Source organism: Oceanobacillus profundus (assembly GCF_003515705.1).
Lineage (GTDB): Bacteria > Bacillota > Bacilli > Bacillales > Amphibacillaceae > Oceanobacillus > Oceanobacillus profundus.
In genome coordinates this window covers 1-1,818 of the sequence record NZ_QWEH01000047.1, presented here as the reverse complement: position 1 = coordinate 1,818, position 1,818 = coordinate 1, and the positions used below count along the sequence as shown (strand labels likewise).

The window sequence follows — 1,818 nt, the reverse complement described above, 5'->3', positions numbered from 1 at the left end:
GAGGCTGAGACATAACTAGCCTAAATTACTGAAAAATGGTTCCGATCATCGGTTTTTGATGATCGGAACCATTTTGCTTTGGATTATTTTTATTATCTACTGTTTGATTTCTGTTCATGGCGGTGTACTTCCTCAAGTTTACCGCCATGAACGCAAAACCTAATTCATTTTCCACTTTTCCTTTTCCCCTCACAGAAAAGCGAGTGAAGCACAAATTAGCCTTCAGAAATCCGAAGACTGGTTCCACATCTATTTTACGTTTGCCGTAAATTTCTCCAGTTTCTTTATTCGAAAGCTGTTCTCTTATATATTCTTTTTGTTGTTCCCATTTTTCGTTATAATAAACTTTTCGGTTATTTCCTTCTTTTGCTTTTGTGCATAAGGAACGTAACGGACAATCTGAACAGTTTTCACATTCATAGACTTTAAATGTTCGTGTAAATCCGTATTTGTCTGTTCGATTAGATAGGTAGCGGAATGACAATGTTTTATTATTTGGGCAAGTAAACGAATCTTCCTCTTCATTATATTCCCAATTAGCTAAGTTAAAAGCGTCATTTTTATATTCCTTTTTCTTCTCTTTTCGATATTGATTATATGTAATGAGAGGTGTGCGTTTTCGATTCTCTATGGTATCTTCATAATTTTGTTCACTTCCATAACCTGCATCAGCCACGATATATGGAGGTAGCTCAAAGAAGCCTTCCTCTATTTTATCCAGAAAGGGGATGAAAGTACGTGTATCAGTTGGATTTGGGAATACATCATAAGCGAGCACATATTGTCCTTCTGTCGCAGCCTGCACATTATAACCTGCTTTTAGTTGGCCATTCTTCATATAATCATCTTTCATTCGCATAAAAGTGGCATCGTGATCCGTCTTCGAATAACTGTTACGTTCTCCGAAGATCTCCATGTCGTTTTGATATTTTTGTTTGCGTGCCAAATAATCCTTAAATTGTTTTCGATATTGTTTTGGTGCTTTACGCTCTGAACGGAGTTTTTTACGCTCGCTTACATCTTCACTCTCTTCTATTTTTTTGTCATATTTTTCTACCTTGTCGTCTAGCTTTTCCACTATTTTTTCGAGTTCTTCGGTTGATAGTTCATCCAGACTTTCTCGTTCTATTTCTGGAATAACTTCCTTTTCCAATAATTCATCGTACACTTGGTTAGACTTCTCCACCAAATTAGCACTATATTTTTCAATCGATTTACGCCAAACAAACGTAAACTTATTGGCATTGGCTTCAATCTTCGTTCCATCAATAAAAATTGCTTCCTCATCAATTAGTTTTTCTTGGACAAGTTGGCAGCGAAATTGAACGAAGCATTGACGTAGTAACTCCTTCACTTCTGGATGCACACGAAAACGATTGATGGTACGATAACTTGGTTCATATCCTTGTGCTAACCACATCATGCGTACACTGTCTTTTAATAACCCTTCTATCTTTCTGCCAGAAAAAACAGATTGCGTGTAGGCACACAGAATAACCTTCATCATCATTCGCGGATGATAGGCAGGACAACCGGTTGCACGCAAAAACTTAATGAATGCCTCATCTGGAATACTTTCCACCACATCGTTCACAGCGTAGGCAATATCATTTTCTTGAAGTTTTATTTCTAAATCTAACGGCAATACAACTTGATTCATGGTATAATGTTTAAACATAGGGACACCTCCGAAAATTATTGTCTGGTAACTTTAATTTTATCAAAAGGTGTCCTTTTTGTATGCATAAAAAGAGCGGTACTCACCAACTTATTGGCGAGTACCACTCTTTTTAATTACTGGGGTTTTGTCCCAGCCTC

Annotated in this window: 1 protein-coding gene; it reads right to left on the bottom strand. The window is 37.0% G+C overall.

Annotated elements, in window-relative coordinates; all coding sequences use genetic code 11:
- Positions 1–25: 25 nt before the first annotated feature.
- Entirely contained in the window at positions 26–1,678 is a 1,653-nt protein-coding gene (locus D1B32_RS23445; RefSeq protein ID WP_118890504.1) for an IS1182 family transposase, read from the bottom strand.
- Positions 1,679–1,818: the final 140 nt, after the last annotated feature.

Coding starts and splice junctions, on each gene's coding strand:
- D1B32_RS23445 (WP_118890504.1), bottom strand. CDS start 1,678: ATGTTTAAACATTATACCATGAATCAAGTTGTATTGCCGTTAGATTTA.